Source organism: Rhodoferax sp. GW822-FHT02A01 (assembly GCF_038784515.1).
In the GTDB taxonomy this organism is placed as follows: Bacteria; Pseudomonadota; Gammaproteobacteria; order Burkholderiales; family Burkholderiaceae_C; genus Allorhodoferax.
The window spans coordinates 1,981,405-2,008,142 of record NZ_CP152376.1 but is presented as its reverse complement, the minus strand read 5'-3'; the positions used below and the strand labels follow the sequence as shown (position 1 = coordinate 2,008,142).

The following is a 26,738-nucleotide window of genomic DNA, read 5'->3' as shown; positions in this document are numbered from 1 at the left end:
TAGCACGATCGTTCTATTTGCAGAAGATCAATTTAGGAGACGATGAATGAAATTCTCGAAATCAACCTGGGCCGCAGTAGGCGCCGCGCTCTTGGTGGCCGCCTGCGGTGGTGGAGGCGACGGCGGTAATGCTGGCTCGGTCAATAACAACCCTGGACGGGGCACGCTGGTACAAAGCCCGCCACCGCGCACACTCTCGCTTAGTGCCGCAGAGTTTTCCGGCGAATTGATCGCGGCCGGGGCCAGCGGGCAGACTTTGCTTCAACTGGCAACGGGATCCACCTCTGGCACGCTGCCGTGCGGCATTGACGTGCATTACATAAAGTATGGAACCGTTGGTGGCAAAGGCGAGGCGACTCAAGCTTCAGCGGCCTTAATGGTACCTACTGGTCCCGGTGCCAATTGCTCAGGCGCCCGCCCCATCGTGTTGCACGCGCATGGCACTGCAGTAGAGCGTCGCTATAACCTAGCTGACTTTATTGACGCCACCAATCCGGCACATGGCGAACAAACACTTGTCGCGTCACAACTGGCTGCAAAGGGCTACATCGTGGTGGCGCCCAACTATGCTGGCTATGACAGTTCCCCGCTACCTTATCACCCGTTCTTGGTAGCTGATCAGCAGTCCAAGGACATGATAGATGCCTTGACGGCTGCAAGAACCGCGCTTCCAAGTTTGTTGGCACCGGTTTCCGACAATGGCAAATTGTTCATTACAGGTATCTCGCAGGGCGGACATGTTGCAATGGCGACTTTGCGGGCCATGCGTGCGCTCAATATGACCGTCACGGCGACGGCGCCGCTGGAGCCCGTAAGTTCACTCCTTAATTATGGTGACGCAATCATTTCTGGCCAAGTTCCTGCGGGTAGTACGACCCTGATGCCTATGGTCATCAATGGCTACCAAAAAACCTACGGAACGATATACAGTGCGCCAACAGACTATTATTCGTCGACCTATGCTGCAGGCATAGAAGCAGCTTTTCCTGGAAACTACACGTCTACGACCCTTATAACCAGCGGCATAGTCCCAGCCGCAACGTTGTTCTCGGGAGGTGCAGCATCTAGTCCCGCAGCATTTGCGCAATTGTTTGCAGGTGGCGTGGGCCCCGGAAATCTGATCACTGATACCGCAAGGAGCGCATACGCGACTGATATCCCCAATGCCACACCGACCAATGCCCTGCGGTCAGCCTTGAAGTTAAACGACGTACTTTCGATGACCGTGGACAAGCCCATGATGCTCTGTGGTGGAGCCCAGGACCCAACGGTCTTCTTTTACGTGAATGCCGATTATTTCGCGGCCACTCACGCATCAAATCCATACCTCAGTATTCTCGATTTGGAAAACACATATCCGGTGACAAATAGTCTAGGTACCGTCACAAAAGTTACCGGTGCAACTATTTCCGCACTGCAGGCTGGCTTCCAACAAGCCAAGATAGCGACACAAGCGGCTGCTCCTACTGACCCGCTTGCAGTAGTAAAGGCATATCACGGATCGCTGGTTCCCCCGTTTTGCCTTGCGGCAGCGAGCGGGTACTTTGCTAACTTCTAATTTGACGGAGAAATCGATATGAAAAACAAATTCTTTCCGTTGTCCATCATTGCAGCCGGTGCACTCCTATCAACTAGCGGGGCATTCGCTCAGTACACCGTGCAAATCGGATATGCGAATGTAGACCCGGGTGCAAATGCCGGTGCAACATCAGGTCCTTTCCTGCCGGCGAATACGACGAGCTTGAACGTCAAGTCACAAGATACGGTATTTTTCAGCATTTCACGCAACATCACAGACAACTGGGATTTGCAATTGGCACTGGGCCTGCCACCCACACATGATGTGACGCTGAAGGTACTCAATGCTGCCAACCTTCCGCCCAGCGTTGCTTCCAAACAAGGGCAGTTGATTGGCACTGTGCGCCAGATCGCTCCGACGTTGTTTGCCAACTACAAGTTCGGCGAGTCCACAGACAAATTCCGACCTTTTGTGGGTATTGGCATCAACTACACCATGTTTGACCAAGCCAACTCTGCACCGCTTTTCAACCAACTGAGTGGCGGAACCACAAATAACAAACTCACTGATTCATGGGGCTTGGCTGCGCAGGTTGGAGCGACATATAAATTGGATGGCCCATGGTCCATCTCTGGGACATGGTCAACGGCGGACGTGAAATCCACGCTAACCAACAATACATACGGCATAGAACGCAAGACCGACATTAAGTTCAGCCCGTCTGTACTTATATTGTCTGTAGGTTACGCGTTCTGATACGCTAAACTTTTTGACAGCCATCAAAAAGGCATAGCCCTCTTGGGCTATGCCTTTTATTGTTTCAATCCAGGGCTCAACCCGTCAATCGCGCCAACGCTTCCTGGTACTTGGCAGCCGTCTTGGCAATCACCTCATTGGGCACGCGAGGTGCCGGCGGAGTCTTGCTCCATGGCTTTCCATCGACCTTGGCCTGCTCCAGCCAGTCGCGCACGAACTGCTTGTCATAGCTAGGCGGATTGGTGCCCTCCTGGTAACTTTCCTGCGGCCAGAAGCGCGACGAGTCTGGCGTCAGCACCTCGTCCATCAGCGTGAGCATGCCATCCTTGTCGAGACCAAACTCGAACTTGGTGTCGGCAATAATGATGCCTTTGGTCAGCGCAATCTCGGAAGCGGCTTTGTACAGACGGATGCTGATATCGCGGATTTGCGTGGCCAGCTCCAGACCGATCATCTCCACCGTCTTCTCGAAGGTGATGTTCTCGTCATGGTCACCCACGGCGGCCTTGGCAGCCGGTGTGTAGATCGGTTCCGGCAGCTTGGACGCGTTCTTCAGGCCAGCGGGCAACTTCACGCCGCAGACTGCACCGTTTTCCTGGTATTCCTTCCAGCCACTGCCAGCCAGATAGCCGCGCACCACCGCCTCTACCGGCAAGGGCTTGAGGCGCTTGACCAGCATGGAGCGGCCTGCTACCTGCGCCACCTCGGACGGTTGAACCACACTCTCGGGTGCATCGCCAGTGAGGTGGTTGGGGCAGATATTGGCGCCGTGGGGGCCCAACTTTTCGAACCAGAACAGCGCCATCTGGGTCAGCAAAGCGCCCTTGCCTGGAATGGGCTCGCCCATGATCACATCAAAGGCTGATAGCCGGTCGCTGGCTACCATGAGTATGCGGTCATCCCCCACCGCATAATTGTCACGCACCTTGCCACGGGCCAGCAAGGGAAGGGAAAGGGCGGAGGTATGTACTACTGCGGTCATGGCATCCTGAAAGTGAAAAGGCCCGCCACAACCCGAAGGGCCTTGGCGAGCCTGCGATTATCGCAAAGCGCGACTGTGGTGCTTACTGTACGACTTGCGCCAGCTCACCGCGGCTGTATTTGCCCGCCACCACCGACAGGCTCTCGCCCTTGATGCCGGCAGCCTGGCCTTCACAGCCAAACTCGATATAGCGCTGCTTGCAAATCTTCATGGCCGCTTCGCGCGCTGGCTTGAGCCACTCGCGGGCATCAAATTTCTCCGGGTTTTCAAACAGGAACTTGCGAACGGCGGCGGTCATGGCCAAGCGGATGTCGGTATCGATGTTGATCTTGCGCACGCCGAACTGGATGGCCTTCTGGATTTCCTCGACCGGCACGCCGTAGGTTTCCTTGATCTTGCCACCGTACTGGTTGATGATGGCCAGCAGGTCCTGTGGCACGCTGCTGGAGCCGTGCATCACCAGGTGTGTGTTGGGCAGGCGACGGTTGATCTCCTTGACCCGCTCGATGGCCAGGATATCCCCTGTGGGCTTGCGGGTGAACTTGTATGCGCCGTGGCTGGTGCCGATGGCGATGGCCAGAGCGTCCAGCTGGGTACGCTTGACAAAGTCGGCAGCCTGCTCGGGGTCGGTCAACAACTGGTCCTTGGTCATGGTGGCATCGGTGCCATGGCCGTCTTCCTTGTCGCCCTTCATGGTTTCCAGGCTACCCAGGCAACCCAGTTCCCCTTCCACCGTCACGCCAGTGGCGTGGGCCATCTCCACCACCTTGCGGGTGACGTCGACGTTGTATTCGTAACTGGCAATGGTCTTGCCGTCAGCCTCCAGGCTGCCATCCATCATCACCGAGCTGAAGCCCAGGTTGATGGCCCCCTTGCAGACGTCGGGGCTCTGGCCGTGATCCTGATGCATCACCAAGGGAATGTGGGGATAGGCCTCCACGGCGGCAGATATCAGGTGCTTGATGAAGGCTTCACCAGCGTACTTGCGTGCACCTGCACTGGCCTGAAGAATGACGGGAGCGCCCACCGCATCTGCGGCTGCCATCACGGCCTGCACCTGCTCCAGATTGTTGACGTTGAAGGCCGGAATGCCGTAACCCTTGACTGCTGCATGGTCCAGCAGTTCGCGCATGGAAACGAGTGCCATTGGTGAATCCCCAGGAAGTTAAAAAATCTGCCGCGGCTCCATTCTGTAACCGCTTGGTAACCTGTACCTCGGGGGCGATTCTACCGTGCAGGCGCTTTAGCTCACCTGACAAATCTTGAGCATATTGGTGCCACCAGGCTCCCCCATAGGCTCACCGCAGGTGATGGCGTACACATCGCCGCTTTGCACAATGCCGCGCGCCTTGAGGTGGCTTTCGGCTTGGTGCAAGGCCGTATCACGATCGCCGCTGGTGTCCATGAAGAGCGGACGCACGTTGCGGTACAAGGCCATTTTGCGCTGTGTAGCCACTTTCGAGGTCAGGGCATAGATTGGCACACGAATCAGATGGCGACTCATCCACAAGGGCGTAGAGCCACTGTCCGTCATGGCCACAATCGCCTTGGCGCCCAGGTGGTGGGCGGTAAACAGCGCGCCCATGGCGATACTTTGGTCGATGCGGCTGAACTTCTTGCCAGTGAAGTCGGCTTCCAGCTCAAAGTCCTCGTGGCCTTCGGCGGCATGGCATATCTTGGCCATTTCCACAATGGTTTCCAGCGGGTACTTGCCGGACGCGGTTTCAGCCGACAGCATCACGGCGTCCGTTCCGTCCAACACTGCATTGGCCACGTCGCTCACCTCAGCGCGGGTCGGGACCGGGTTGGTGATCATGGACTCCATCATCTGGGTCGCAGTGATGACCACGCGGTCATGTTCGCGTGCCAGTTTGATCATGCGCTTTTGCAGGCCAGGAACAATGGCATTGCCCACTTCTACGGCCAAGTCCCCACGCGCCACCATGATGCCATCGCTGGCCAACAGGATTTCCAGCAGCTTGGGGATAGCCTCGGCCCGTTCGATTTTGGCAATCAGCCCCGGCTTGTGACCAAACTCATGCGCGGCCACATTGCACAACTGGCGCGCCATTTCCATGTCGGTGGCATTCTTGGGAAAGCTCACTGCCACATAGTCGGCCTGGAAGCCCATCGCGATGCGTATGTCGTCCATGTCCTTGGCCGTCAATGCGGGCGCCGTCAGGCCACCGCCTTGCTTGTTGATACCCTTGTTGTTGGATAGCTCGCCACCCAGCTTGACAGTGGTGTGCACCTGCTCCCCGATGACCGCATCCACCGTGATCACGATCAACCCGTCGTTGAGTAGCAGCACGTCCCCGGCCTTCACTTCGCGCGGCAGTTCCTTGTAATCCAGGCCTACGGCATCAATATCACCCAGCTCTGTGCGGGCCGCGTCCAGAATGAACTTCTGCCCAGGCTCCAGAAACACCTTGCCTTCGGCAAACTTGCCCACGCGGATCTTGGGGCCCTGCAAGTCGGCCATGATGGCGACTTCACGGCCGGCACGATGGGCAGCCTCTCTCACCAGACGGGCGCGATCGATATGGTCCTGCGCCTTGCCATGACTGAAATTCAGGCGCACGACGTTCACGCCTGCACGAATCATCTGCTCCAGCAACGCCGGGTCGCTGGAGGCTGGACCCAGGGTGGCAACAATCTTGGTAGCGCGACGGGGCATGGAAACGTCTCCTTGGAATAATCCGCCCATTCTCACACGGAAGGGCCACCACTCCAGTTACAAACCTGCGACAAGATGGCGCCTACGCATGCGACAATCCAAGCACAAGACTACCATCTGATGCACTCCTCTGCACCCCAGCCTGCCCCAATGGGCAACGATGCCTTTTCCACCGGGCTGGATATTGTGCCGGTCCTGGACACCGCTGGCGCCATTACCCTGATGGACGAGAGTGAGGAGCTGTACCTTGAAATAGCCCAAGCCTACGTGATCGAGCTTGCCGGTCTGCTTGCATCACTCGAAACCGCCCTGGCTCGCACCGACCTGACGGAAGCCACGCGAACATTGCATACCTTCAAGGGCTTGTCGTTGACGGTAGGAGCACAAAGACTTTCAGAAATATGCAGACGCTGCGAACTCGAGCTCAAGACCTTGCTCGCCGAGTCCCGCACACTCGACGCTGCAACCCACAGCAAGATGACTTCCGCCCTGCAGGAGGGAACGCAGCAAACTGCTGCTGCACTTGAGACCTATCTGAAACAGCAAGCCCAGCCGACAGCAATGGATGCCTCGTCCTCGGCGCAAGGTCAACACGATCTCGCTCTTCTGAACGACTTGCGGGATTTGCGCCACTTGCTGGCCCGATCCGACCTGGCGGCCCTGGACCGATTTTCTGCACTGCAGACAACCTACTCAGATTTGGCTGAGCCATTGAAACAACTCGAGCTATCGCTCAAGGCTTTTGATTTCTCACAAGCTATGGTTCAATGCGATGAACTGATTCGCAAATGCAGCCCACTCGCATAGTAGAACATGAACGATATCGAGACCTCTGTGGCGAAGTTACTGGATAGCACGCACGGCAAGCCCAAGCTGCTGGTCGTGGACGATCAGCCCATCAACATCCAGGTCATGTACCGGTGCTTTGCTGGCGACTATCAGGTATTCATGGCCACCAGTGGCGAGCAGGCTCTGGAGCTGTGCAAGGGCAATCCCCCGGACCTGATTCTGCTGGACGTGGTGATGCCCGGATTGGATGGATTTGAAGTCTGCAAACGGCTCAAGGCTGACGAAACCACGAGTCACATACCCATCATTTTTGTGACCGCCCACACCGATCCGGCGCAAGAGACGCATGGCCTGAATCTGGGCGCGGTGGACTTCATTGCCAAACCGGTGAATCCGGACGTGGTGCGGGCCCGGGTCAAGACTCACCTGACCCTCAAGTTCCAATCCGACCTGTTGCGTCGGCTGGTCTTCCTGGATGGTCTGACTGGTGTGTTCAACCGGCGCTACTTCGACCAGCAAATTCTCACGGAATGGGCACGTGCGGTGCGCAGCAATTCACCGCTGTCGCTCATTCTTCTGGATGTGGACTTCTTCAAGCTGTTCAACGACCAATACGGCCACCAAGCCGGTGATGATGCGCTCCGACAGGTTGCCAATGCACTCAAAATCAGCCTGAAGCGCCCCGCGGATCTGGTTGCACGCTTCGGCGGAGAAGAATTCGCCTGCATACTTCCAGAAACCTCCTATGAAGATGCTCTGGCCATTGCGGACCGCCTGCAACGCAGCATCCGGGAATTGAACATACCGCACGCAACCTCCAGCGTCGCCGATGTCATCACCATCAGTGTGGGACTGGCAACGCGTGTCGGCAATGCGGGAAACGAAGCAACGGACTTGATCGGCCTAGCCGACATCATGCTGTATGAGGCCAAGCACACGGGGCGTGCCCGCGTGTGCAGCAGCGTGCTGGAGACGGCCACCTGAGCCGCCCCTTCCACTGCGCCTATTGCGCGGCGCGGCGGCTCAGAATCTCGAACGCCGGCAGGGTCTTGCCTTCGAGCACTTCGAGGAAAGCACCGCCACCGGTGGATATGTAGCCAATCTGCTTTTCAATGCCGTACTTGGCAATCGCTGCCAGGGTGTCACCACCACCCGCGATGGAGAAGGCGCTGGACTCGGCGATGGCATGGGCAATGGTGCGGGTGCCACCTTCGAAAGCAGCAAATTCAAAAACGCCCACGGGGCCATTCCAGACGATGGTGCCCGCGGCCTTGAGCTGCTCCGCCAGTACCTTCGCAGTCTGAGGGCCGATGTCCAGAATCAGGTCATCGTCCTCCACTTCCGTGGCCAGCTTGGTGGTCGCAATTGCGCCCGCAGAAAAGGTCTTTGCCGTTACTACATCGGTAGGAATAGGCACGGCGGCTCCACGCGCGCGCATGGCTTCAATCACGGCAGTCGCTTCAGCCAGCAGATCGGGTTCCGCCAGACTCTTGCCGATCTTCAATCCCGACGCCAGCATGAAAGTATTGGCAATGCCGCCACCCACAATGAGCTGGTCCACATTGGCGGCCAGACTCTTGAGAATGGTGAGCTTGGTCGACACCTTGGAGCCCGCCACGATGGCGACCAAGGGACGCTTGGGTGCCAGCAATGCCTTGGAAATGGCGTCCATCTCAGCGGCCAGCAACGGACCCGCACAGGCTATCGGGGCGTACTGGGCGATACCGTAGGTGCTGGCTTCGGCGCGGTGAGCGGTACCAAACGCGTCGTGCACGAAGATGTCGCACAACGCCGCCATCTTGCGGGCCAAGGCCTCGTCGTTCTTCTTCTCGCCCTTGTTGACGCGGCAGTTTTCCAGCATGACCAGTGAGCCGGGCGCCACGCTCACACCGTCCACCCAGTTGGACAGCAAAGGCACTTCACGCCCCAGCAGTTCACCCAGGCGGCGGGCCACCGGAGCCAGCGAATCTTCCGGTTTGAAGGCTCCTTCCGTGGGGCGCCCCAGATGGGAGGTGACCATGACGGCAGCGCCGGCCTTCAGGGCCAACTCAATGCACGGAACGCTGGCGCGAATGCGGGTGTCTTCGGTGATGTTGCCTGCATCATCTTGTGGAACATTCAAATCAGCGCGGATAAACACGCGTTTGCCAGCCACCTTGCCTTGGGCGCACAAATCGGAAAAACGGATTACGTTCATGGGTTCACCTTGGTTGGAAGATCAATAAAGCTTGCCGGATTGTAGAAGCCAGCACACGTCCTGAGCCTGACAAGTATCAAGGCGCAGTCTGTAACCGAGGTGGTGTCACCAGCCCAAACCAATATGCAGCGGCAGATAAACTGCCATGCCGGCGACTATGGTGCCGAGCACCGCCTGGCCTCCCCCGCGACGAGCAAAATAGTAGACCAGACCACCCAATGCGCCAAACAGGCGCGCATCTTCCAACGTGTGAATCAGCTGCCCCTGGCTCATGACGATCTCGGGTGCAATGACCGCGCCCAATGCCGCAATGGGCGCGTACTGCAGGCCGCGCTCGGCCCAATGTGGCAGCTGCCATTCCTTCTCTGAGATGAAGAAAAAGCAGCGCGTCAGCACTGACACACCCACTAGCGCCACGATGGTCACCATATGCCAGCCGTTGATGTCAGCAATGAATGTGCCCATGGCTAGCGACCCGGTTTGCCAGTGAGAGGGCCCGCCCAGGGCGAGCGCTCCAGCATCAGACTGAAAGCTACGGCCGCCGCGATGGCCACCAAAATATTCAGCTTGAGCGGCAGCGTAAAGGCCGCCACGCCGGCTGCTGCCGCAATACCTCCGGCAATCCAACGCAAAGGGGACGAAGCAAGCGAACAGGTCATACCGACCAAGGCAAGAATGCCTGCAAAGCCCAATCCCCAGGTAGTGGGAATGAAGTTGGCCAGTACCACGCCTACCAGACTGCTGGCGGTCCAGCTGAACCAATTGATGCTGCCATTGCCCAGCAGGTAGGCGACTTGACCGGCCCGTCCTGCATCGTCTGTCGCCGGTTCGGGGTGACGCTTGACGAACAGCACGTAAGTCAGATCACCGGTGAGGTAACCGCACAAGAGACGCTTGAGGAATGGCACATGCATGACATACCTGCGCATATGGGCGCTGAACACAACAAAGCGAAGGTTCACGCAAAACGCCGTCGCCAGAATCACCCAGATCGGCGCACCCGCTAGCATCAGGGGAATGGCTGCGAGCTGTGCACTTCCGGCAAACACGGTCAGGGCCATGAACAAGGATTCAGCCGTCCCCAATCCGGACTTGACCATGGCCACACCCGTCATCAACCCCCATGCGGCAATGCCCGGCGCGACCTGCGCCATCTCCACAAAGCCCTGGCGAAACTCCGTATTCCTGACGATCTGGCGAATGGTCTGCATCAGAGTGCAGCGTCTCTGGTCGATGGAGCCGATTCGCAGCACATCCCCGCTTGCACATCAAAACCGCGCAAAAAGGCATCAACCGGCAAACGCTTGCCCCCAGGCCGCTGCAGCTCCCGCATGACCACAGCACCATGTCCTGTGGCAACGGTAATGCCAGAGGCGTCCACTGCCACCACGGTTCCGGGGAGGGCATCCGTAGGTGCAGAGCCCGGCACCGCCTGCCAGACCTTGACGGTCTCCCCTTGCAGCACCGTACTGGCACCCGGAAAGGGATTGAAGGCCCGCACCCGGCGGCAAATGCTGAGCGCATCTTCGCGCCAGTCGATGACTGCCTCGTGCTTCTCGATCTTATGGGCGTAAGTCACGCCCTCTTGCGGCTGGGGCGTTGCCATCAGCTCGCCTTTGGCAAGCGCATGCAGTGCGGTCACGATCATGTCTGCGCCCAATGTGGCCACCTTATCGTGCAGCGTGGCGGTCGTGTCGTCCGCCTCGATGGCAATGGCCTGGCACAGCAGCATGTCACCGGTATCCAGCCCGGCATCCATTTGCATGATGGTGACGCCAGTCTGGCTGTCTCCGGCTTCAATGGCGCGGTGAACAGGTGCAGCTCCGCGCCAACGTGGCAAGAGGGAACCGTGGATATTGAGGCATCCCAAGCGCTTGCGGCCATCCGCGAGAGGCGTTTGCATAGTGTCCAGCACCCACTGGGGCAGGATCAGCCCGTAGGCAGCCACCACCATCACATCAGCGTCGCAGGCTTCGATCATCGCTCGCGCAACGGCGGCGTCTTGCGCGTATTTTCCGTCGAGCTTCAAGCCCTGAGGTTGCGCCAACGGCAGTCCCTGGGCCACCGCAAATTGCTTGACGCTGGAAGCCTGCAGTTTCATGCCTCGCCCGGCCGGCCGGTCTGGCTGGGTCAGCACCAGCACCACCTGCATACCGGCGGCGTGGATGCGCTCCAGAGCCGTGCGTGCAAATTCCGGCGTACCGGCAAAGATGACTTTCAGGGGCGTTGTAGGCAACGAAGTCAACGCGCTTCCTCGCGCTGCAGCTTCTGCATCTTGGTCTTGATGCGGTTGCGCTTGAGCACAGACAGGTATTCCACAAACACCTTGCCCAGCAAATGATCCATTTCATGCTGAACGCAAATGGCCAGCAGGCCATCCGCTTCGACGGTGCGCTCCTGGCCTTTTTCGTCCAAGGCCCGCACGTGCACGGCCTCGTGGCGAACCACTCCGTCATAGATGCCGGGCACCGACAGGCAACCTTCTTCGTTGAGCTTGGTGGCTTCGCTCTTCCAGGTCAATTCGGGGTTGATCAGTACCAGTGGCTGGTCGCGCTCCTCTGAAATGTCGATAACGATGACGCGCTCATGCACGTTCACCTGGGTCGCAGCCAAGCCAATGCCCTTGGCTTCGTACATGGTTTCCAGCATGTCGGAAACCAGCGTCTGGATACGCTCGTCCACGGAGGCGACGGGCTTGGCGACCTTGAATAGCTTGGGGTCGGGATAACAAAGAATCGGGAGTAGTGCCATGTTTTTGCTGAAGAGATGTCGCTATTTTCGCCACTTTTGCCTATTCGGTTTGGGCAGCACACCCAAAAACGTTGCCCAATCAAGGGCTTGAGCGCAAAATCGTGCGTAAACTATCAAGTCAAACCCCGGGACGGCTGCACGATATGACGATACACCTGATGGCGAAATCCAAAGTGGCACTGGCCGCCCTGACTGCATTGTCCAGCGCACTATTGATTGCGCCAGCATTTGCACAAAATTACCCCATTACCCCGGCCCAAAGGGCCACAGCAAATCAAGTCGCACAAAAAGGCGTCCCTCTGAGTGAGCTGGCGCCCAACGCCCCTGACCGCTACACCATCAAGAGTGGCGACACCCTGTGGGACATCTCCAAGCTGTACCTCAAGAGCCCGTGGCGCTGGCCTGAGCTATGGGGCATGAACCTGGACCAGATCAAGAATCCGCACCGTATCTACCCCGGTCAGGTTCTGGTGCTGGAACGCGCGGATGGGCGCGCCACCTTGCGCATCGATGACGGTGGGCTGGTACCGGCAGACATCAATACCGTACGGGTTTCACCGCGGAATCGCCTGGAGGCGCTGCCTGATAGCGCGCTGCCGACCTTGCGACCCAGCGTGATCGAACCGTTCCTTGCCGAGCCCATCATTGTGGATGCGCTCGAGTTTGCCGCTGCGCCGCGGATCGTGTCGGCCCAGGAGGGCCGCGTACTGCTGACCCGTGGTGACCGGGCTTATGCACGCGGACAAAATGGCATGCCGCTGCTGGACGACCAGCAATCCGAGAAGATCTTCCGGGTGTTCCGTACCGCGACCCCCCTGAAAGATCCGGAAACCGGCGCAGTGCTGGGTTATGAGGCCATTTACGCTGGCAAGGCAAAACTCAAGAGCAGCGAGACCACATCGGAAGAGGTGGATGCCAGCGGGAAAGTCAGCACTGCCATCGTTCCTGCGCGCATTGACATCATCAGTGCCAAGGAAGAGATACGGGTAGGAGACCGCCTGCTGCCCGAACCGCCGCGCGATATCCGCACCTACACCCCGCACGCGCCGCAAGGTGCCCTTACCGGACGCATCGTCTCGGTCTATGGCAGCGCCGTGGAAAACGCTGCCCAGAACCAGGTGGTAGTCATCAACAAGGGCAAACTCGACGGGGTGGACAGCGGCACGGTGCTCGCCATCCTCAAGAACGGTGCACGCATCATCGACAAGCAGGACGAGGCCCGTCCTCTGCTCAAGCTGCCCGATGAGCGCAACGGTCTGATGATGGTGTTCCGGACCTTTGACCACCTGTCCTACGCGCTGATTCTGGATATTACCGACGGCGTGCGGGTGGGTGACCGGTTGGCGTCTCCCCGCTAGTTTTTAATTTTGCACATGGGCACAATGCGGCCCATGAATCACTACGAACTTGCCGCCTGGCTGCGGCTTTTACTGACTCCTGGCATCGGCAGAGGCACGGCGCGCAAGTTGCTGACGGCCTTTGGCCTGCCCGCAACGGTGTTGGAGCAATCCCCGGCTGTCTTGGCTGAACTGCTCAGCCCGGCCCAAGTCCATGCTTTGTCGACCGAGCCACACGACCTAACATCGCAACTGGATGTCACCTGGGCATGGCTGAACGCTGATCCTCACATGCGGCGTGTGCTCTGCCTGGGTGACCCGCTGTTTCCCCAACGGTTGCTGGACATTGAAGACCCTCCCTTGCTGCTGTATGCGGTGGGTCGACCTGAAGCCTGGGATGACAACCTGCTGAACACAGGAACCTGTCTGGCCGTCGTGGGCAGTCGCAACCCCACACCGCAGGGTGCTGCCAACGCTCGGCAGTTTGCGTCAGCGCTGGCAGGCGCGGGCCTCACCATCGTCTCCGGTATGGCACTTGGCGTGGACGGCGCTGCGCATGAGGGTGCGCTAGAAGGGGCTGCTTCAGACGGGCTGGCCACCATTGCGGTGGTGGGCACCGGCCTGGACCGGGTCTATCCCAGGCAACACCGCGATCTGGCACATCGCATTGCCCAGCGTGGCGTGATACTGAGCGAATTTGCCCTCGGTACTGGCCCTCTGGCGCCCAATTTTCCGCAGCGCAATCGCATCATCTCGGGTCTTTCGCAAGGCACGCTGGTGGTGGAGGCCGCCTTGAAGTCCGGTTCGTTGATCACTGCCCGACTGGCCGTGGAACAGGGCCGTGACGTGTTCGCCATACCTGGCTCCATCCACGCAACCCAGTCACGCGGCTGCCACGCCCTCATCAAGGAGGGCGCCAAATTGGTCGAAAGTGCGCAGGATGTTCTGGATGAGCTGGTGCTGGAGATGACTCAGCCCGCAAACATCCCTATCGGGCATCAGACCGTGCGGGAGCAGGGGAGCGAATCCGCACTGTTGCAGGCCCTGGGTTTCGATGCCTGCAGTCTGGATGCCTTGCAGGCGCGAACCGGCCTGCCCACTCCCTCGCTGTTGGCGGAACTGATGACGCTGGAACTGGAAGGTATGGTGGCCCGCCTGCCGGGCGGGCTCTACCAGCGCTTGGTCCAGGCCTGAAGGCGTTGCCGTATTGGTCTGAACGCAAGAAAAAGGGGGGAAGTCCGGCCAACGGCCAAGGGGCATTTATTACGCGCTATAGTCCCCTCCATGTTTGAAGTCCTAGCGTTTGTTTACGAGAACTACGACCCGGGTGAATCCTGTCCGGAACCCGCACACCTGAAGCGCAAGCTCAGCGCGGTGGGCTTTGAATCCGACGAAATTGGCGAAGCAATTACCTGGCTCAAGGGTCTTGATGGCGCAGTCCGCCCCTCACCGCCCACCCCATGGTTGATACAGCCTGAAGCAGGCAGTACACGCATCTATCCTCGTCACGAACAAAACCACCTGGGCGTGGCCGCCATGGGTTTTCTGCATTTCATGGAAAACGCCGGAAAGATGTCGGCCGAATTGCGCGAAGTCGTCATTGACCGTGCCATGGCCGCACCAGGCGGACCGGTGTCGCTAGACGACCTCAAACTCATCGTATTGATGGTGTACTGGCGTTTTGGTCAGGAGCCCGATGCGCTGGTGCTGGATGAGCTCTGTGACAACGCCAGCGCGCGCGTATCACACTGATCTAGAAGCGCTTAGCTACTAAGCCAACAGACGCTCGGGGTTGGCTTCGAGTTTGGCCAGTGCGTCGCGCGTAGCGCGTACCGTCAGTGCCTCTTCTTCCTGCGGCTTCAGCAGACCAGCCTGCAAATAGGCAGCAAGGCGTCCGCCTTGAATCAGGAAGCTCTTGCCGGATGTGGCGGCAAACAGGTTCAGGTGCTTGCGCTCACTGCGCCAGGCAAACTGCACCTGTGTCACCTGGTTGTTGTGATCCAGAGTGAACCACGAACCCAGCTGCAACTCCGCCGCCCAGGCCAGCATGGCTGCCGTGGGCTTGGCGCCACCGCCGGACACCACCTCTATCGCGGCGGCCTCTATCCCCAGCATCATCTCCAGACTCTCGGAATCCAGCGGCAGGTCGCCCATGACGTCATCGCTGACAAAGTCCTCGAGATTGCTCAGGCGCTGTGCCATGGCATCGATTTTGGCTTGCGGAATGGCTTGCGTCTTGGACAAGAAGGCATCTGCCAACGTGTCGCTGATCTTCTTGACATGCCGCTCCTGCTCACTCGGCGCCATCGCCAGCAAAGTCATGCCGGCACGCAAGCGCAGCAGCAGATTGGGCAACTCCTGAATCACCTTGGCACGATCCGTCCGGTTGGGCTTGGCACTGGCCGCCCACACCAACTCGGACGCGCATTTCTTGAGGGTCTGCGTATCCGCATGCTTGGCGCCCTTGCGGATGGCAGACACGGCCAGCACTTCGGACCAGACCTTGAACAGGAAATCGCGAATTTCATCGCGCACCGGCAAATCCTTGAGCATGTCCCGGATTTCAATGGTGTACTGGATTGCCAACGTTTCCTTTTGCTCCACCTGCTGCGCGACACTGACCACTTTTTGGGTGGTGCCCTTTTCGGTCAGGAACTTGGAGAGGAACTTCTGAAACTCTTCGTAGACGATCTGGTAAACCTTTTTGCCAGTCTCCGGATATTGCTCGATGACCTGAACGATGCGCTTGACCTCGGTTTCCATAGCAGCAGTTTGCACACCTGTGCCGTCAAAGCCCATGACGCAGGAACCCATGCGGTCGATCAACAGGCGCGCCGGATGATCCGTGGTGCTGAGGAATTCAGAATCCTCCAGAGCCACCCGCAAGACCGGCATCTGCAGACGCGCAAACCAGACTCGGACTCCCGGTGGAATACGCTCTTCCGCCAGTATGGCCTGGAACATCAGGGCCACGATTTCAATGGTGGCTTTTTCGCTCTTGGTTTCAGCCTTTTGCTTGAGCTCGGCCGTCTTTTCCCGCAAGTCCACGGCCACGCGGGCCACACCCGCCGGGCTAAAGTCTTCGTACAGGGTGCCGCCTGCGGCATAACGCGCGGCAACCACCTGTGGTGAGATGGCCTCGGTCAGCGCGTGGGATGGCCGGTGCAGCTCGGTGGTGGCAAAGTCATCCACTGCGTGGCTGACAAAGATACGTTTCAGCTGACTCAGAACACCTTGGGCACGGACTCTGGCACGCGCCAATGGAGTGCCGGCAGACAATATGCGCGCTTCTTCAGTTGCGGAATATCCTGCATCGGATCCCATAGGTTCCGTGGGCGCGGATTGCTTCCAGAACGGCGTACTACCAGAAAAGAATCCACCGGCACCCGAACTGCGGGGAGTCGCTCCGCCCTCGTGTCCACTGGCGGCATCACCATAACGTGGCACAACGGAATCCGAGCCGGTCACCGGCGACTGTGGCTGCGGTGGCCCTGGCGCACGGAAAGCCGGACGTTGAACACCACCACGCAGGGCACGTGGCGCCTTGACCCGGTCCTTGAGTTCAATTACTGGCAATACGCCCCTGCTGACCAACTCGTCATTGACCGCCTTGTAGGCTGCTTTCATGGCCGTTATCAGGCCACGCTGCACCACTTCGCTGACCATGCCCCAGTTATCGGATGACATCCCCGACTTGGGCCATTGCTCGACCAGCAGCAATACCAGAACTTCCGGCCTGAACAGATCGCGGTCAGCCAAGTCCTCAATATCTTCTAGGTATTTGATACGTACCCGCAAGTCGTCCAGTTCGGAGATCACCTTGTCGTTGACTGCCAGCACCAGGCGCGAAGCCACGATCTTGTTTTCCACCTCGTCGGTGCCCACCAAGGTCATGGCGGAAGTGTCCAAGCGCGTCGAATCCTTCTTGGTCTTGACCGGTTCCAGGCAGGACTTCCACTCCGCAATGGTCCGATCAACCCAAACCTGGCGCGCATCCTTGTAGGCCATCCAGGCATCGCGGCGGGGCTGCACTTCCTTGGGTGCACAGGGCTCATCCACCAACTCGGTGAGTCGCACCTGCACGGCTGCTGCAATTTCCTCCATTGCCCCGCTGACATCAGCCAGAAAGCGCTCTCGCAAGCTCCTGGCGAACTGCAAACGGGATGCTGACTTGGGTGTGGTTGCCATATCTGGCTAGATATTAAACCGTGGCACCTGCGTTGGGGTCATTCGGGTCTTCATCTTTTTTGACCGTGCCCTTGATTAGGTCTTCGCGCTTGATGCCAAGCCACATGGCAATGGCTGCCGCCACAAACACCGAGGAATAGATGCCGAACAAAATGCCGATGGTCAAGGCCAGTGCAAAGTAATGCAAAGTGGCCCCACCAAACAACAGCATGGACAGCACCATCAGCTGGGTACAGCCGTGGGTGATGATGGTGCGGCTGATGGTGGAGGTAATGGCGTTGTCGATGATCTCGACCGTGTTCATCTTGCGGTAGCGCCGGAAGTTCTCACGAATCCGGTCAAAGATCACCACCGACTCGTTCACCGAGTAACCCAGCACAGCCAGCACCGCCGCCAGAACGGGCAGCGAGAACTCCCACTGGAAGAAGGCGAAAAAGCCCAGAATGATGACCACGTCATGCAAGTTGGCGATGATGGCCGCAACCGCAAACTTCCACTCAAAGCGGATGGCCAGATAAATCATGATGCCGGCCACCACGCAGGCCAGGGCCTTGAGACCATCTGCCGCCAGTTCGTCGCCTACCTGGGGTCCGACAAACTCGGTTCGGCGCAGGGTCGCGCTGGCATCGCCCGCCTTGAGCGCGGTCAGGACCTTCTCACTTTGCTGTGCCGAGTTGCTGCCCTTTTGCACCGGCATGCGGATCAGCACGTCCTGCGCGGTACCGAAGTTTTGCACCTGCACGTCCTGGATGCCCAGCGCGTCGACGGCGGAGCGGATGGCATTCAGGTCAGCGGGCTGGGAGTAGCTCACCTCCATCAGCGTGCCACCGGTGAACTCCACCGACAGATGCAGACCGCGGGAGAACAGGAAGAAGACAGCCGCCACAAAAGTCAGGGCCGAAATCGCGTTGAACAGCAGTGCATTCCGCATGAAGGGAATGTCACGGCGGATTTTGAAAAATTCCATGTCAGTACTTCCCGTTTAGCTCTTGATGATCTGGTCGCCCGCCGTGGGCTTCCACACCGTGCCAATGGACACGGTCTTGAGCTTCTTCTGGCGGCCATACCAAACGTTGACCACGCCGCGTGAGAAGAACACGCCCGAGAACATGCTCGTCAGGATACCCAGGCAGTGCACCACGGCAAAACCACGCACCGGCCCGGAGCCGAAAGCCAGCAAGGCCAAACCCGCGATCAGGGTGGTGACGTTGGAGTCGATGATGGTGGCCCAGGCTCGGTCGTAACCGGCGTGGATGGCAGCCTGCGGCGAAGAACCGTTGCGCAGCTCTTCACGCACGCGCTCGTTGATCAGCACATTGGAGTCAATCGCCATACCCAGCACCAACGCCATGGCCGCCATGCCGGGCAGCGTCAGCGTGGCCTGCAGCATGGACAGCACCGCCACCAGCAGCAACAGATTGACCGCCAGCGCCAAGCTGGAAATCATGCCAAACAGCATGTAGTAGATACACATGAAGACGGCCACGGCACAAAAGCCCCAGGTCACGCTGTTGAAGCCCTTGGCAATGTTCTCGGCACCCAGCGACGGACCGATGGTGCGCTCTTCGATGATTTCCATGGGCGCAGCCAGGGAACCGGCGCGCAGCAGCAAGGCCGTGTCAGCGGCTTCCGTGGTCGTCATGCGACCGGAAATCTGCACCCGACCGCCGCCGATTTCGGAGCGGATCACCGGTGCGGTGACTACTTCACCCTTGCCTTTTTCAAACAGCAGGATGGCCATACGCTTGCCAATGCTCTCGCGCGTCACGTCGCGGAAGATGCGTGCGCCCTTGGCGTCCAGCGTCAGGTGGACCGCAGCCTCTTGCGTCTGGCTGTCAAAGCCGGGCTGGGCATCGGTCAGGTTGTCGCCGGTCAAGATGACCTGCTTCTTGACGATCACCGGTGCGCCACTGCGTTCCAGGTAGCGCTCGGTTCCAAAGGGTACCGGGCCGGTGCCGGCCTCGGCAGCGCGGGCTTCCGCGCTCTCTTCCACCATGCGGATTTCCAGCGTGGCAGTGCGACCCAGGATGTCCTTGGCCTTGGCGGTGTCCTGCACGCCCGGCAGTTGCACCACGATGCGGTCCAGACCCTGCTGCTGGATCACCGGCTCGGCCACGCCCAGCTCATTGATCCGGTTGTGCAGGGTGGTGATGTTCTGCTTGAGCGCCTGCTCCTGGATCTTGCGACCCGCCACCGGGTTGATGGAGGCCACCAGCTTGAATCCGGTGCCATCGGGCGACTCGGTGCTGGTCAGCTCATTGAACTGGTCCTGGATGATGCCCTTGGCCGTATCCATGGTCTGGCTATCCTGGAACTTGACTTCGATGGTCTGGCCATTGCGGTTGATACCGCTGTGGCGCACATTCTTTTCACGCAGCACCGTACGAATATCGCCGGCCAGCGATTCGGCACGCTTGCTCAAAGCGGCCTGCATGTCCACCTGCAGCATGAAGTGCACGCCGCCGCGCAAATCCAGGCCCAGGTACATGGGAGACGCATGCAGCGCACTCAGCCAGGCTGGCGAACGGCTCAGCAGGTTGAGCGCCACCACATAGGCGGGATCTGCCGGATCCGGGTTCAGCGCCTTCTGGATCGCATCCTTGGCCTTGAGCTGCGCATCGGTATTGGAAAAGCGCGCGCGGATGGAAGTTCCATCCAAAGCCACCGCGTCGGGTGCAATCCCTGCGGCCTTCAGCGCATCTTCCACCAGACCCAGCGACGCGGAATCCAGCCGCATCCCGGTCTTACCCACGGATACCTGTACCGCCGGGGCTTCACCAAAAAAATTGGGCAGGGCATAGAGCCCGCCCACCAACAGCGCGATCAGGATGATCGCGTACTTCCATACCGGGTAACGGTTCATGTTCGCGCCAGGGTTGTTTGGGGGAAATTACTTGATGGAGCCCTTGGGCAGCACTTGCACCACAGCATTGCGCTGAATCTGCACTTCCACGCCGTTGGCCACTTCCAGGCCCAGGGCGTTGTCGCTGATCTTGGTGATCTTGCCCAGAATACCGCCCACGGTGACCACTTCGTCACCCTTGGCCAGCGCATCGATCATGGCCTTGGTTTCCTTTTGCTTCTTCATCTGGGGGCGGATCATGACGAAGTACAGCACCACAAACATCAGCACCAAAGGCAGCATGCTCATCAGCGAAGACTGCATGTCTCCACCAGCGGCGGCAGGAGCGGTTTGGGCGTAGGCAGAAGAAATGAACACAGGCAAACTCCACAAAAGGGGATTAAAGACGGCTCACGCACACCGCCCGCCCCTTGTTACATGGAGTCAGGTCTGCGTGCGAGGCAACCCTGCATTGTAATTGGGCGGGGATGACGGCGTTTCAGGATGCCCAGGATTTGCAAGGGAATGCGCCAGCAGCCATGTAAAGCTGCACGGGAAGCGCTGACTGTGCTACCCGGCAAAGGTTTTTTGGAGGTGCGCGACCATCAAGCGCAGGCGCGGTGGCTGGAATCCGTGCGGGTGGTAGAGCAGGTGCAGCGGTGCCGCCTCTGTGAAGCAGCCGTCCAGCACGGTGATCAGCCGCCCGGCTTGCAGATCGTCGGACACATCCAGCAGCGACTTGTACACAAACCCCAGTCCGTTGACGGCCCAGCGCCGGAGCACCTCCCCGTCATTGCTCTCATGCTGTGGGTTTACCTTGACCGTGCGCCGGGCGCCGTTGCTGCGGTAGACCCATTCGTTCATGAGCCCGCCGGAGGTCACCAGCGCCAGGGTGGGCAGGCCGGCCAGATCCGCAGGCGCCTGCGGCACGCCCACACGGGCCAGCAAACCGGGCGACGCACACACCACCCGGCGGCTTTGTGCAAGCAGGCGGGCCACCATGCGGCTGTCCGGTGGCTGCCCGTAGCGGATGGCCAGATCGATTTCATCGCCCACCAGGTTGACCGGCGTGTCGTCCAGGGACAGCACCACACGGACATGCGGGTGCTGGGCCTGAAAACTGCCCAGGTGGGTCAGCAGGGCATTGCGCCCCAGGTCGGACGGAGCCGAGATGCGCAAGGTGCCCCGCACCTCGGTCTGCCCGGCCAGCAGCAGCTGTTCGGCCTCTGCCAACGCGTCAAGCGCCTGTTGGCCGTAATGCCGATACGCCTCGCCTTCTTCGGTCAGGCGCAGGCGCCGGGTGGTGCGCTCAAACAGCTTGACCCCCAGGGCCGCTTCCAGCCGCTGGATGCAGGCACTGGATGCAGCGGCCGACAAGCCCTGCTTGCGGCCTGCGGCAGAAAAACTGCCCAGTGCCGCAGCGTCCACAAACAGGCGCAAATCGTTGAGTCGATCCATGCCTGCAGTATCCACCAAGCGCATGTCTCCGGTGGCGCGGCCTGCACTATCGCTCGGGCACTCCCGGCATGGTGAGCGCCCATTCGGCAATGCGGTCCTTGCGCAGGAACACCACGCCCGGATGGCCCAGGGCATAGCGCAGGAAGTCACCCAGCACCTTGATGCGCGCAGGCGTGCCACCAATGCGGTCATGCAGCGAGACTGACATCATGCGCCGGCGTAGCGCGGCCTCGGCATACAGCTGGTCAAACTCATCGCGCAACTCCTGGCCGAAGGCCGCCGCGGTCAGTGGCCCCTCCGCCCCGTAGCGGGCAATGTCGTTGTTGCGCAGCGTGTAGGGCACGATGGCAAAGGGCTGGCCATTGACCGTGGTACGCAGCGGCTCGTCCGCCGACAAATCGTCGATGTGGTACCGAAAACCCAGGGACTGCAAAACCGACAAGGTGTGCGGCGTGCCACGCAGCCAGAAGGCATTGAAGCCGGTGGGCCGGGTGCCGGTGGCGCGCTCGATGGCTGCCACATTGGCCACGTAGGATGCGCGCTCTTCTTCGGGGCTGAGCGTCCAGTGCGGCGTCCAGGTGTGTCCATGGGCGGCGGCTTCGTGGCCCCGTTCCACAATCTCGCGGGCCAAAGCGGGTGTAGCCTCCACCGCACGGCCCACCATATGCGATGTCACCGGCACGCGGTAGCGGTCCCACAGGTCCAGCATGCGGGGAATGCCCTCGCGCACGCCGTAGTCAAACCAGGTGGCTGCTGGCAGATCGGGCACGGCCTCGCGCAGGGGAGGAAAAGGCGCGCCGTTGTCGCGCTCGCCTTGCGCCCCCGCTTCGAATTGCATGGACAGCGAAACAACCAGGCGTATGCCCTCGGGCCAGTGGTTTTTCATAGCAGGCCTCCGCCATCCACGTCGATGACCGCGCCGGTCATGAATCCGTTGGCCATGGCCAGCACATAGGCCTGCGCCAGCTCGTGGGGGAGACCGACACGCCCGACGGGCAGACCGGCGCCTATGCGCGCCAGCGTTGCCTCACGCGTGGAGCCGCTCCAGAGCTCGGTATCGACGACACCGGGACTCACCACATTGACGCGCCGGGGTGCCAGCTCCTTGGCCAGCTGGCGCGCCGCCGCTTCGATGGCTGCATTGACGCTGCCTTTGAGCAAGCCGCCTGCACTGGGCTTGCGCGACAGCAATCCGGAGGTCAGGGTGACCGACGCCTGCGGCGCCAGCTTTGGCAAGGCGAAACGAATGGCGCGCAAAGCGCCAAACAGCTTGACCTCGTAGGTTAACGCCAGTTCGGCGTCGGTCAGCTGCGCCAGGCTGGGCGAGCCCACGCGTGCACCAGCAGTGATCACCAGATGGTCCACCGGTCCCAGTCGTGCAAAGGCCTGGTTCACGCTGTCCGGGTCGGTCACATCGCAGGCAATCCCGCTGCCACGCCCCAGCGCTGTGACCTTGGCGCCTGCGGTCTGCGCAGCACGGACCACTGCGCGGCCAATGCCGGATGTACCGCCCACAACGACCACATGCTGGCCTTGCAAGGAAGAAGAGAAGTTCATGGTGTATTCCTTTTCTGTGGCCGGCATCAGCGGGCAACCACACCCAGTTGCTGCAGCAGGGTCAGGTTATCTTCCAGATGCCAGTTCTCGGCAATACGGCCCGCCTCCACGCGGTAGAGGTCGAACGCCCGGAAGTCGACGGCCTGGCCCTGGCCCTGCACGCCGCCGAACTGACCACTGAAGTGCCCCTGGAAATGCAGGCGCACGCTGACACGGTCACCGGCCACCACCATGTCATCGATTTCAGCCCGCAGATCGGGCACGGCCGCGCGAAAGGCCTGCGACGCTGCCAACGGACCTTGGGGGCCCTGCGGGCGGCCGGCGGGCAAGGTGCGGTCCATGAAGCTGGTGGCCAGTGCCGCTTCGGCAAAGGCGGGTAGGCCGGTATTCCAGAAGGCGGCATAGCGGCGCGCGGCCAGTGCGGCGTCCTGACCATCGGGCGCTGCAACCAGGTGATGCGGCCGCGGCAGATCGTCGGCAGGCGAGGTAGCTGCAGCAAACGTGGCAGCCGGCAAGACCACCAACAGGGCAGAAAACAGGGGCAAACGAAGCATGACGATAAGTTCCTCAAAACAGTTGTGCGCGGAATGTGCGCATGGAGGAATTCTTGGACTTTCAGCCCCGTTTGAGAATGCGTTTGCGCCTTGAAGGACTTTATTGCCGGGCTTGAGAATCAGCCCGGCATCAGGCCGCGGAGTGGGTGGTTGGTAAGCTCAGCCCACCTATGCAAGCCTTACTCGACACCATCGCCACGATGGAACCCTGCTCCGATGCCACGCGCCTCTTCCATGGCCGTGGCGGCCTCTTTCCCGGTTGTGAACACCTGGCGCTGGACAGCTACACACCGGTCTTTGTGCTGACCAGTTTTCTGCCGCTGGATGACGCCGCACTGTCCCAGGTCCACACGGCGCTGACCGCACGCTGGCAGCACATCGCTAGCGACCAGCCGCTCAACTGGGTGTACCAGTGCCGCGCGCAAGGGCACCTCGAGACGCGGCTGATGGCTGGCACCGTGCCGGACCCACATGTGGTGCAGGAAGGTGGGGCGCGTTTTCGCGTACATGTGAACAGAGGCCAGAACCATGGTCTGTTTCTGGACATGGCAGAGGGGCGGCGCTGGGTACATGACTACGTGGCAAGCCAGCCGCGATGCAAGGTGCTCAACCTGTTTGCCTATACCTGCGCTTTCTCCGTGGTGGCACTGCAGGCCGGTGCGCGGCAGGTGGTGAATGTGGACATGAGCCACGGCGCCATGCGCGACGGCCAGCACAACCACCAGCTCAACGGCATCACGGCGGGGGCCAGCTTTCTGGCGCATGACATCTTCTCAACCTGGGGAAAGATCACGCGCAGCGGCCCGTATGACCTGGTCATCATGGACCCACCCAGCTACCAGAAGGGCAGCTTTGTCGCCGCCAAGGACTATGCCCGCCTGATACGCCGCCTGCCAGACCTGCTGGATGCAGGCGGGCATGCACTGCTGTGCCTGAATGCGCCCGAGCTGGGCAGCGACTTCCTGCAGCAGCAGATGCAGGAGCTGGCGCCCGAACTGCAATATGTGCAACGCGTTGCCAACCCAACTGCGTTTGCAGACGTGTCACCCGAGCGTGCGCTCAAAGTGCTGGTCTACCGGGCAGCAGATTAGGCGGCGCGCAAGCTGCGCTCGCCATCCGGTTTGCCGGCCTGCATGCAGCGATGAATCAGCGTCGATGTCTCCTCCAGGCATTCGATATTGCGCAGGAAGGCTTCGAATTGCTCCGTCGGCATGGGACGTCCAAAGTAGTAGCCCTGGTAGACGATGCAGCCCGATTCCAGCAGGAAGTCCCGCTGCTCCTGCGTCTCCACGCCTTCGGCAATCACGGTCAGGCCCATGGTCTGGCCCAGGGCAACAATCATCTTGGCAATGGCCGCATCGTTCGCATCCGATAGCACCGTGCGGACAAAGGACTGATCGATCTTGAGCTGGTCCAGCGGCAGGCGCTTGAGGTACGAGAGCGACGAATAGCCGATGCCGAAGTCATCCAACGCAAAGCTCACGCCGTGCGAACGTAGCGTGGTCATCTTGGTGATGGTGTCTTCCACGTTGTCCAGCAGCAGGCTTTCGGTCAGCTCCAGCTTCAACCTCTTGGGGTTCGCACCAGTGCGCTGCAGGGTGGCGAGCACCTGCTCCACAAACTCGCTCTGGTGAAACTGGCGGGCACTGACGTTGACCGACAGCACGAAGTCACACAGCGTGCAACTGCGCGCCCACTGCACCAGCTGTTCGCAGGCGATTTCCAGCACCTGCAGGCCCAGTGGCACCACCATGCCCGACTCTTCTGCAACGCCAATGAATTCGCCTGGCGACAACAGCCCGCGCTGCGGATGCTGCCAACGCACCAGGGCTTCTGCACCGACGAGTTTGCCCTCGGCATTGATCTGCGGCTGGTAGTGCAGCACGAACTCGCGGCGCTGCAGGGCCTGGCGCAAGGCGGCTTCCAGATCGGCGCGCACCTTGATGGCGGTCTGCATGGCCGGGTCAAAAAATCGCAAGCCATTGCGCCCGCCAGCCTTGGCCTGGTACATCGCCAGATCGGCGTGGCGCAGCAGTTCCTGCACGGTCTCATTCGACTTGCAGAACATCACCACGCCAATGCTGGGACTGCTCAGATGGACCTGCCCGGCGAGCTCATAAGGCATATTGAGCGTCTCCAGAATGCGCTCGCCCACCTGGCGGGCCAGGTGCATGGCGGGCTCGAGCTGTGCATTCAGGTCGGTGAGGATGACCACAAATTCGTCACCCCCCAATCGGGCCACCGTATCGCCATCGCGTATGCAGGTTCCCAGCCGCTTGGCCACTTGCTGCAGCAGCAGGTCGCCCACTTCGTGCCCGGCCGTGTCATTGAGCGTCTTGAAATTGTCCAGATCGATGAAGAACAGCGCGCCGCGGTTGCCACTGCGGCGAATGCCTGTCAGCGCCTGCTGCAACCTATCCATCAGCAAGCGGCGGTTGCCCAGCTTGGTGAGCGGGTCGTAGAACACCAGCTCGCCAATCTCCTTCTCGGCCTTCTTCTGGCGGGTGATGTCGGTAGAGGTGGTCACGTAGTTGGTAATGGCTCCATTGCTTCCTCTGACACCTGTCATGGTGTACCAGACCGGGAAGAGCTCACCGTTCTTGCGCCGGGTCACCATCTCGCCACGCCAATACCCTTTTTGATCCACTTCACGCCAGAGCTCTTCATAGAACGCTGGCCCATGGCAATGGGAGCGAAACAACTGTGGCGTCTTGCCGATCACCTCTTCCGGTGTGTAGCCGCTGGACTCGGCAAATGCCCGGTTGACGCGCAGGATGACCTTGTCGGCATCGGTGATCATCATGCCCTCATGCGCCTCGAAGGCGGTGGCTGCAATGCGCAGCTCCCGTTCGATGCGTTTGCGCTCGGCCGTGCGCATGCTGCTGCCGGCATGGCGCGTGTTCTGGTGGCGACGGCTGGCTGGCAAGGCTTCGTTCATTGCGGTGGTCATCATCTGTTCAATCCTTCGCAGTTGTGCTGCACTTTTGCTGCTGAATCCCGGAGAGTCGGCCTGGTAAATCCTGAGTTTGAGGACATGCACCAGGGCTCTGCGCACCATTTCGTTGAAGCGGACATTGCTCATGACAAGTTGAATCGTTGACGGGTATTGCAGGCCCCTGCGCCGGGTGGAT

The 26,738-nt window shown here is 60.1% G+C and carries 25 protein-coding genes; 8 read left to right on the top strand and 17 right to left on the bottom strand.

Features of this window, described 5'->3' with window-relative positions; translation table 11 throughout:
- The first annotated feature begins 46 nt into the window (after window positions 1–46).
- The gene (locus AAGF34_RS09450; RefSeq protein WP_342620362.1) at window positions 47–1,558 is read left to right on the top strand and encodes an alpha/beta hydrolase; all 1,512 of its coding nucleotides are present in this window, start codon (window positions 47–49) and stop codon (window positions 1,556–1,558) included.
- An 18-nt stretch (window positions 1,559–1,576) separates the two neighbouring features.
- Entirely contained in the window at window positions 1,577–2,275 is a 699-nt protein-coding gene (locus AAGF34_RS09445) for an OmpW family outer membrane protein (RefSeq protein WP_342620361.1), read from the top strand.
- A 76-nt stretch (window positions 2,276–2,351) separates the two neighbouring features.
- On the opposite strand, the gene AAGF34_RS09440 is transcribed toward AAGF34_RS09445, so the two are convergent.
- The 3 genes from AAGF34_RS09440 to pyk form a co-directional block, all read right to left on the bottom strand.
- Window positions 2,352–3,257, bottom strand: coding sequence for a phosphoribosylaminoimidazolesuccinocarboxamide synthase (locus AAGF34_RS09440; RefSeq protein WP_342620360.1), 906 nt, complete (start codon window positions 3,255–3,257; stop codon window positions 2,352–2,354).
- Between the two features lie 82 nt (window positions 3,258–3,339).
- Window positions 3,340–4,404 (bottom strand): class II fructose-bisphosphate aldolase, encoded by a 1,065-nt coding sequence (gene fba, locus AAGF34_RS09435; RefSeq protein ID WP_342620359.1) that lies wholly within the window; start codon window positions 4,402–4,404, stop codon window positions 3,340–3,342.
- 96 nt (window positions 4,405–4,500) lie between these two features.
- Window positions 4,501–5,934 carry a pyruvate kinase gene (gene pyk, locus AAGF34_RS09430; protein ID WP_342620358.1) on the bottom strand — a complete coding sequence of 478 codons (1,434 nt, stop codon included), beginning with the start codon at window positions 5,932–5,934 and terminating at the stop codon, window positions 4,501–4,503.
- Between the two features lie 150 nt (window positions 5,935–6,084).
- Between pyk and AAGF34_RS09425 the strand changes: the two genes are divergently transcribed.
- Together AAGF34_RS09425 and AAGF34_RS09420 are read left to right on the top strand one after the other, a co-directional pair.
- Window positions 6,085–6,741, top strand: a complete 657-nt coding sequence (locus AAGF34_RS09425) for an Hpt domain-containing protein (protein WP_342620357.1) — start codon at window positions 6,085–6,087, stop codon at window positions 6,739–6,741.
- 27 nt (window positions 6,742–6,768) lie between these two features.
- The gene (locus AAGF34_RS09420; protein ID WP_342620356.1) at window positions 6,769–7,707 is read left to right on the top strand and encodes a diguanylate cyclase; all 939 of its coding nucleotides are present in this window, start codon (window positions 6,769–6,771) and stop codon (window positions 7,705–7,707) included.
- Between the two features lie 19 nt (window positions 7,708–7,726).
- Here the strand turns inward: AAGF34_RS09420 and AAGF34_RS09415 are convergent, their stop codons facing one another.
- The 5 genes from AAGF34_RS09415 to def all read right to left on the bottom strand — a co-directional run bounded on the left by AAGF34_RS09415 (window position 7,727) and on the right by def (window position 11,671).
- Complete coding sequence (locus tag AAGF34_RS09415) at window positions 7,727–8,920, bottom strand: phosphoglycerate kinase (RefSeq protein WP_342620355.1); 1,194 nt, start codon at window positions 8,918–8,920, stop codon at window positions 7,727–7,729.
- Between the two features lie 105 nt (window positions 8,921–9,025).
- Window positions 9,026–9,385 (bottom strand): AzlD domain-containing protein, encoded by a 360-nt coding sequence (locus AAGF34_RS09410; RefSeq protein WP_342620354.1) that lies wholly within the window; start codon window positions 9,383–9,385, stop codon window positions 9,026–9,028.
- A 2-nt stretch (window positions 9,386–9,387) separates the two neighbouring features.
- Complete coding sequence (locus tag AAGF34_RS09405; RefSeq protein WP_342620353.1) at window positions 9,388–10,131, bottom strand: AzlC family ABC transporter permease; 744 nt, start codon at window positions 10,129–10,131, stop codon at window positions 9,388–9,390.
- Window positions 10,131–11,141 (bottom strand): methionyl-tRNA formyltransferase, encoded by a 1,011-nt coding sequence (gene fmt / locus AAGF34_RS09400; RefSeq protein WP_342621068.1) that lies wholly within the window; start codon window positions 11,139–11,141, stop codon window positions 10,131–10,133. Before fmt ends, AAGF34_RS09405 begins: the two co-directional genes overlap by 1 nt.
- A 20-nt stretch (window positions 11,142–11,161) precedes the next feature.
- The gene (gene def / locus AAGF34_RS09395; protein WP_342620352.1) at window positions 11,162–11,671 is read right to left on the bottom strand and encodes a peptide deformylase; all 510 of its coding nucleotides are present in this window, start codon (window positions 11,669–11,671) and stop codon (window positions 11,162–11,164) included.
- Between the two features lie 158 nt (window positions 11,672–11,829).
- On the opposite strand from def, the gene AAGF34_RS09390 reads away from it, so the two are divergent.
- The 3 genes from AAGF34_RS09390 (at window position 11,830) to AAGF34_RS09380 (ending at window position 14,760) form a co-directional block, all read left to right on the top strand.
- The gene (locus AAGF34_RS09390; protein ID WP_342620351.1) at window positions 11,830–13,029 is read left to right on the top strand and encodes a LysM peptidoglycan-binding domain-containing protein; all 1,200 of its coding nucleotides are present in this window, start codon (window positions 11,830–11,832) and stop codon (window positions 13,027–13,029) included.
- Between the two features lie 33 nt (window positions 13,030–13,062).
- Complete coding sequence (gene dprA, locus AAGF34_RS09385) at window positions 13,063–14,202, top strand: DNA-processing protein DprA (protein WP_342620350.1); 1,140 nt, start codon at window positions 13,063–13,065, stop codon at window positions 14,200–14,202.
- A 90-nt stretch (window positions 14,203–14,292) separates the two neighbouring features.
- Window positions 14,293–14,760: a DUF494 domain-containing protein gene (locus AAGF34_RS09380; protein ID WP_342620349.1), complete on the top strand. Its 468-nt coding sequence runs from the start codon at window positions 14,293–14,295 to the stop codon at window positions 14,758–14,760.
- Between the two features lie 18 nt (window positions 14,761–14,778).
- Here the strand turns inward: AAGF34_RS09380 and AAGF34_RS09375 are convergent, their stop codons facing one another.
- The 8 genes from AAGF34_RS09375 to AAGF34_RS09340 form a co-directional block, all read right to left on the bottom strand.
- Window positions 14,779–17,196: a DUF1631 family protein gene (locus AAGF34_RS09375; RefSeq protein WP_342620348.1), complete on the bottom strand. Its 2,418-nt coding sequence runs from the start codon at window positions 17,194–17,196 to the stop codon at window positions 14,779–14,781.
- Window positions 17,197–17,209: 13 nt separating this feature from the next.
- A complete protein-coding gene (secF, locus tag AAGF34_RS09370) occupies window positions 17,210–18,163 on the bottom strand; it encodes a protein translocase subunit SecF (RefSeq protein ID WP_342620347.1) in 954 nt (317 codons plus the stop codon).
- A 15-nt stretch (window positions 18,164–18,178) separates the two neighbouring features.
- Window positions 18,179–20,059: a protein translocase subunit SecD gene (gene secD / locus AAGF34_RS09365; RefSeq protein ID WP_342620346.1), complete on the bottom strand. Its 1,881-nt coding sequence runs from the start codon at window positions 20,057–20,059 to the stop codon at window positions 18,179–18,181.
- 27 nt (window positions 20,060–20,086) lie between these two features.
- Window positions 20,087–20,416 carry a preprotein translocase subunit YajC gene (yajC, locus tag AAGF34_RS09360; protein WP_342620345.1) on the bottom strand — a complete coding sequence of 110 codons (330 nt, stop codon included), beginning with the start codon at window positions 20,414–20,416 and terminating at the stop codon, window positions 20,087–20,089.
- Between the two features lie 192 nt (window positions 20,417–20,608).
- Window positions 20,609–21,496 carry a LysR substrate-binding domain-containing protein gene (locus AAGF34_RS09355; protein ID WP_342620344.1) on the bottom strand — a complete coding sequence of 296 codons (888 nt, stop codon included), beginning with the start codon at window positions 21,494–21,496 and terminating at the stop codon, window positions 20,609–20,611.
- A 46-nt stretch (window positions 21,497–21,542) separates the two neighbouring features.
- Complete coding sequence (locus AAGF34_RS09350; protein ID WP_342620343.1) at window positions 21,543–22,382, bottom strand: polysaccharide deacetylase family protein; 840 nt, start codon at window positions 22,380–22,382, stop codon at window positions 21,543–21,545.
- Window positions 22,379–23,053, bottom strand: coding sequence for an SDR family oxidoreductase (locus AAGF34_RS09345; RefSeq protein ID WP_342620342.1), 675 nt, complete (start codon window positions 23,051–23,053; stop codon window positions 22,379–22,381). Before AAGF34_RS09345 ends, AAGF34_RS09350 begins: the two co-directional genes overlap by 4 nt.
- 26 nt (window positions 23,054–23,079) lie before the next feature.
- Window positions 23,080–23,607 carry an ester cyclase gene (locus AAGF34_RS09340; protein WP_342620341.1) on the bottom strand — a complete coding sequence of 176 codons (528 nt, stop codon included), beginning with the start codon at window positions 23,605–23,607 and terminating at the stop codon, window positions 23,080–23,082.
- A 170-nt stretch (window positions 23,608–23,777) separates the two neighbouring features.
- On the opposite strand from AAGF34_RS09340, the gene AAGF34_RS09335 reads away from it, so the two are divergent.
- Window positions 23,778–24,698 carry a class I SAM-dependent methyltransferase gene (locus AAGF34_RS09335; protein ID WP_342620340.1) on the top strand — a complete coding sequence of 307 codons (921 nt, stop codon included), beginning with the start codon at window positions 23,778–23,780 and terminating at the stop codon, window positions 24,696–24,698.
- Here the strand turns inward: AAGF34_RS09335 and AAGF34_RS09330 are convergent.
- Window positions 24,695–26,560, bottom strand: a complete 1,866-nt coding sequence (locus AAGF34_RS09330) for an EAL domain-containing protein (protein WP_342620339.1) — start codon at window positions 26,558–26,560, stop codon at window positions 24,695–24,697. The genes AAGF34_RS09335 and AAGF34_RS09330 overlap by 4 nt on opposite strands.
- Window positions 26,561–26,738 lie beyond the last annotated feature (178 nt).

Bases quoted from the DNA above. Each gene is read 5' to 3' on its own strand.
- AAGF34_RS09450 (WP_342620362.1), top strand. From the start codon at position 47: ATGAAATTCTCGAAATCAACCTGGGCCGCAGTAGGCGCCGCGCTCTTG.
- AAGF34_RS09445 (WP_342620361.1), top strand. From the start codon at position 1,577: ATGAAAAACAAATTCTTTCCGTTGTCCATCATTGCAGCCGGTGCACTC.
- AAGF34_RS09440 (WP_342620360.1), bottom strand. From the start codon at position 3,257: ATGACCGCAGTAGTACATACCTCCGCCCTTTCCCTTCCCTTGCTGGCC.
- fba (WP_342620359.1), bottom strand. From the start codon at position 4,404: ATGGCACTCGTTTCCATGCGCGAACTGCTGGACCATGCAGCAGTCAAG.
- pyk (WP_342620358.1), bottom strand. From the start codon at position 5,934: ATGCCCCGTCGCGCTACCAAGATTGTTGCCACCCTGGGTCCAGCCTCC.
- AAGF34_RS09425 (WP_342620357.1), top strand. From the start codon at position 6,085: ATGGGCAACGATGCCTTTTCCACCGGGCTGGATATTGTGCCGGTCCTG.
- AAGF34_RS09415 (WP_342620355.1), bottom strand. From the start codon at position 8,920: ATGAACGTAATCCGTTTTTCCGATTTGTGCGCCCAAGGCAAGGTGGCT.
- AAGF34_RS09410 (WP_342620354.1), bottom strand. From the start codon at position 9,385: ATGGGCACATTCATTGCTGACATCAACGGCTGGCATATGGTGACCATC.
- AAGF34_RS09405 (WP_342620353.1), bottom strand. From the start codon at position 10,131: ATGCAGACCATTCGCCAGATCGTCAGGAATACGGAGTTTCGCCAGGGC.
- def (WP_342620352.1), bottom strand. From the start codon at position 11,671: ATGGCACTACTCCCGATTCTTTGTTATCCCGACCCCAAGCTATTCAAG.
- AAGF34_RS09390 (WP_342620351.1), top strand. From the start codon at position 11,830: ATGGCGAAATCCAAAGTGGCACTGGCCGCCCTGACTGCATTGTCCAGC.
- dprA (WP_342620350.1), top strand. From the start codon at position 13,063: ATGAATCACTACGAACTTGCCGCCTGGCTGCGGCTTTTACTGACTCCT.
- AAGF34_RS09380 (WP_342620349.1), top strand. From the start codon at position 14,293: ATGTTTGAAGTCCTAGCGTTTGTTTACGAGAACTACGACCCGGGTGAA.
- AAGF34_RS09375 (WP_342620348.1), bottom strand. From the start codon at position 17,196: ATGGCAACCACACCCAAGTCAGCATCCCGTTTGCAGTTCGCCAGGAGC.
- secF (WP_342620347.1), bottom strand. From the start codon at position 18,163: ATGGAATTTTTCAAAATCCGCCGTGACATTCCCTTCATGCGGAATGCA.
- secD (WP_342620346.1), bottom strand. From the start codon at position 20,059: ATGAACCGTTACCCGGTATGGAAGTACGCGATCATCCTGATCGCGCTG.
- AAGF34_RS09355 (WP_342620344.1), bottom strand. From the start codon at position 21,496: ATGGATCGACTCAACGATTTGCGCCTGTTTGTGGACGCTGCGGCACTG.
- AAGF34_RS09350 (WP_342620343.1), bottom strand. From the start codon at position 22,382: ATGAAAAACCACTGGCCCGAGGGCATACGCCTGGTTGTTTCGCTGTCC.
- AAGF34_RS09345 (WP_342620342.1), bottom strand. From the start codon at position 23,053: ATGAACTTCTCTTCTTCCTTGCAAGGCCAGCATGTGGTCGTTGTGGGC.
- AAGF34_RS09340 (WP_342620341.1), bottom strand. From the start codon at position 23,607: ATGCTTCGTTTGCCCCTGTTTTCTGCCCTGTTGGTGGTCTTGCCGGCT.
- AAGF34_RS09335 (WP_342620340.1), top strand. From the start codon at position 23,778: ATGCAAGCCTTACTCGACACCATCGCCACGATGGAACCCTGCTCCGAT.
- AAGF34_RS09330 (WP_342620339.1), bottom strand. From the start codon at position 26,560: ATGATGACCACCGCAATGAACGAAGCCTTGCCAGCCAGCCGTCGCCAC.